Here is a 3,545-nt window from a genome sequence, read left to right as displayed (position 1 = left end):
ACCGGACTTGGAGTGTGACACCATCCGGCTCCCAGTTTGAGTCATCCACGGACGAACAGGGCCACACCGCCCCATCGACGCCGCGCGCCGTGCGTCCAGCGTAGCGCGCGATGCTTGTCTATCCGTTTGACATGCTTGATTTTCGTGGTCGCGGGCATCGTCCTCTCGGCGTCGGGCCGCGTATCGATCGCGCATTGTCTCAAACCGCCACCCGCAAGGCTGCCCCGGCATGACCCGGCATCGACGGTACGATGGAGGGCTCCGACTTCCAAGCACCGCTGCCCATGTCCGCGCTCTTACACGTGTTCATGGGTGCCCGACTCCCACGGACCTACACTTGGATCTCCCTGGTGACCGCGTGTTCTCAATGTCAGGCGCGACACGGCCTCGGACCCCGGGGAGTACCGGCGCCGCTCGCCATTGCGCAGCGCCTCGTTACCTACCGGCGGGACAAAACCGTCGGTCACCAACCAAAACGTTCGGGGCTCAACATCTTCAGGGTCGGCATCACCCGTTACCTTTGCACCTCGCCTGCGTATCAGCCGCAGCATCGACGCGTCCGTTACCGGCTACGCCGCAAGGCTCGATACTGGGCTCGCGGCTCACGATGACCCAGGCGGGGCCTTCACCCGCTAGAACACGCGGCCTTGCCAGGCCGCACTGAGCCCTTTTCCCGCTTTTCCCTCGCTTATTGCGCAACAGCAGCAGGCCGAGCCCCTTCGATTATCCATTTCCCCGTCCGAAGTTGCTCGTTTAAGCAGGCTGAGCAAACGTTAATTTGCGTTCTATTAGGCACCGTCCAGACCGCAGTGATGGGGGCGGCCTCTTTAGCAACGCATACGCTCGTTTGCACGACGCAGGTCCCGAACATGACAACGCCGCTTGGTTCGACTTTCATACTCTTTCTCTCATCCGAATGATGGCGATGTAGCGGACCAAGCCAACCAGCGCATCAGTCGCAAAGGACCGGGGTCACGCAAAGGACCGGGGTCAAAAGGACCGGGGTCAGGTCTTGCAATCACGCATTCTTCACGAGACCAAGGAGACGGCGATTAAGTGCTGGATTTCAAGACCTGACCCCATCCCTCCCCGTGTCAGCGATTCCCGGTGAACGCTAACCTCTTGAAACCATAGGTTGCTATTTTGCAAATCTTGTTGCGGTCAGAATCGTGATTCTTTATAAATCAGCGGCTTACACGCCGTTCGCCGGGAATTGCTGTTGTTATGTGCCATTGAACGGTATTGCGTTTAACCGGGTAGTGTCACTCACTTCTGTGAAGGTCGCCAGGGACCTGATACCCATCTGTCGCTGTGCGGTGGGTATGCATATCCACCTTGAATAGCGGTGTTAAACTTGGGCCAATGCACTTTCTTATGAAAAAAAACCGCCCGGGCCGAAGCCCGGGCGGTCCTATGCCGAACCCGGAGCAGACGCTTAGTTCTGCAGGAAGTCGGCGGTGGTCAGTTCGAACGTTCCAGGAACCAGTATCTGCCGGAACGCGTTGGCGCCCGTGCCCGGCAGGTAGATCGTGGTGCCGGAGGAAGCGAAGCGAATTTCACTCGCTAAGCCGGTGGGGGAGGGGCCGGTTCCCGTGACGACATCAAGCTGACCCTGGCCATACACGCTCGTGTTGACCTCGATTTGGTCGCTGCCCTGGTTGAACTCGGTCAGGGTGTCGGCGTTGTTGTTGGCGTCGGCCACGAGGCAGACGAACCGGTCGAAGTCGGTATCCAGCCCGCCGGCCAGAACGTCCGCCCCAGCTCCGCCGTTGAGGACGTCCTCGCCCTCGCCGCCGTTGAGGACGTCTTCCCCGGCCTCGCCGTTGATCGTGTCGTTACCAAGGCCACCCGCCAATTGGTCGCTGCCAGCGCCGCCGTTGATGACGTCGTTGCTATCGCTGCCGATGATCTGGTCATCGCCCGAACGGCCGGTGATGTAGGTGACATCAAACAAGGTCATGCCGGTGAAGTCCAGCTTGTCCTGGTCGTTGCCGGCCCCGTCGAAGCCCGCGTCACGGCCGCGAATCTCCTTGTTGTTGCCGTACAGCGTCTCCACGTCGAACACCGTCTGGACGCCGAGCGCGGGGGTGGCGCGGAAGTCGGTCAGCACGATGGTCTCCGCCGTCGTGGCGTTCACAACGGTGTCTGTGCCGTATCCGCCGTGGATCGCATCGCCGAAGGCGTCTCGGGCGTTGGAGATGCGGAACTCGTCATCGCCGGTCGTGGTCGTGGCAAAGCTCGCGGCCGAGAGCACGAAGGCATCGGCCGTGGAGTGGGTATTCTCGATCGTGACCTTGTCGAACAACGCACCGTTGAAACTGAGGTCGACCGCGGTGAGCAAGCCCGTCGCGCCGGGGAGCGAGCCCTCGACTGTGCCAACCTCCGTGTCGCCGTAGTAGGCAACGATCTTGTATCCCGGATCGCCGGCCGCGCCGACGCCGTTCAATCCGAGTGTCAGCGTGGCCGAGACGGCGACCTTGTCGGGGTCCGCGAACTTCACGATGAGTGTCTCAACGGGGTGGCTGTTGGCCCCATCGCCCTCGATGCCGCGACTGGCCGAGACACCGTTGTCATTCGGATTGCTGACACCGAAGCCGCGCGTGGAGACGCCGCCCTGAGACGACTGGCGGTAGGCCACGCCGCCGCCGGTGGCCGTGACGGTGAATTTCGTATTGATGGAGGTCTGCGCCTCCCCGCCCGTGAAGGCGGTCGTCGCCAGCGGGTCGTCACCGTCGAGCGTGTCCGCCCCGCCCTTGCCGTCGATGCTGTCGCCGCCGGCCCCGCCGATGATGGTGTTGGCCTGGGGTCCGCCGCTCAGCGTGTCATCGCCGGCACCGCCGTTGATGGTCAGGGGCTTGGTCACGGACGGGGCGGTGACGGTGTCGTTGCCGCCGCCAGCGTTCACGACGACGGCTGTGACCGTGCCGACCGGCGTGATGCCCAGGTTGCCGCTACCGTTCGCCTGGTAGAAGACGTTCTGGCTGCTTTGCTGCACGTTGATGATATCGTTCGCGCCGTCGCCGGTGATCGTGAGCACGCCGGCCTGCGAGAAGGTGTGGGTCACGGCGCCCATGGCGGTGGAGCCAAGGCAGACGCCCGCAAGGGACAGCGCGCCAACGGCGCAGCGAACCCTGAGGGATACTCGGTTTGTCGTTCTCATCGGTGTAAATACCCTGTCTGTTGACTGCGAGAATTAGGAAATCCAACCACATGAAGATTATGGTAAATAAACCGCATGGCGGTTGGGATTGGCTGTGGGGAAAGATACCGTTCCCACTGCGAATGATCGCAAGATGTCCGCCGGCTAGCATCCCCCAAAAGGGTGAAAAATATGAAAAATAAGGGACGCCGGGCGCGGCCTTCAGGGATCGACAAAGGCCAAGATCAGCCGCAGCAGCCGGACCTGGCGGCGCGTGCCGGTCTTGTTGAAGATACTCTTCAGTTGCGAGCGGGCGGTGTGGACGCTGATGTGGAATTCTTCGCTGCACTCGGCGAGGCTCGAACCCTTGGTCAAGGCGATACAGAGCCGCAGTTCAGCGTGACTT

2 protein-coding genes are annotated in these 3,545 nt (G+C 61.8%); both read right to left on the bottom strand.

Annotated features, from left to right (window positions below):
• Positions 1-1,435: 1,435 nt before the first annotated feature.
• The gene (locus tag QZY03_RS06150) at positions 1,436-3,073 is read right to left on the bottom strand and encodes a hypothetical protein (protein WP_295579127.1); all 1,638 of its coding nucleotides are present in this window, start codon (positions 3,071-3,073) and stop codon (positions 1,436-1,438) included.
• 288 nt (positions 3,074-3,361) lie between these two features.
• Positions 3,362-3,545, bottom strand: a 184-nt coding sequence (locus QZY03_RS06145; RefSeq protein ID WP_295579125.1) for a helix-turn-helix transcriptional regulator, incomplete at its 5' end; no start/stop codon positions are given.

Origin of the sequence: uncultured Lamprocystis sp. (genome assembly GCF_903933125.1) — a bacterium.
Taxonomy (GTDB): Bacteria; Pseudomonadota; Gammaproteobacteria; order Chromatiales; family Chromatiaceae; genus Thiodictyon.
Note: the sequence above shows the minus strand (reverse complement) of the source record. Positions and strands in the feature narration are given on the sequence as shown.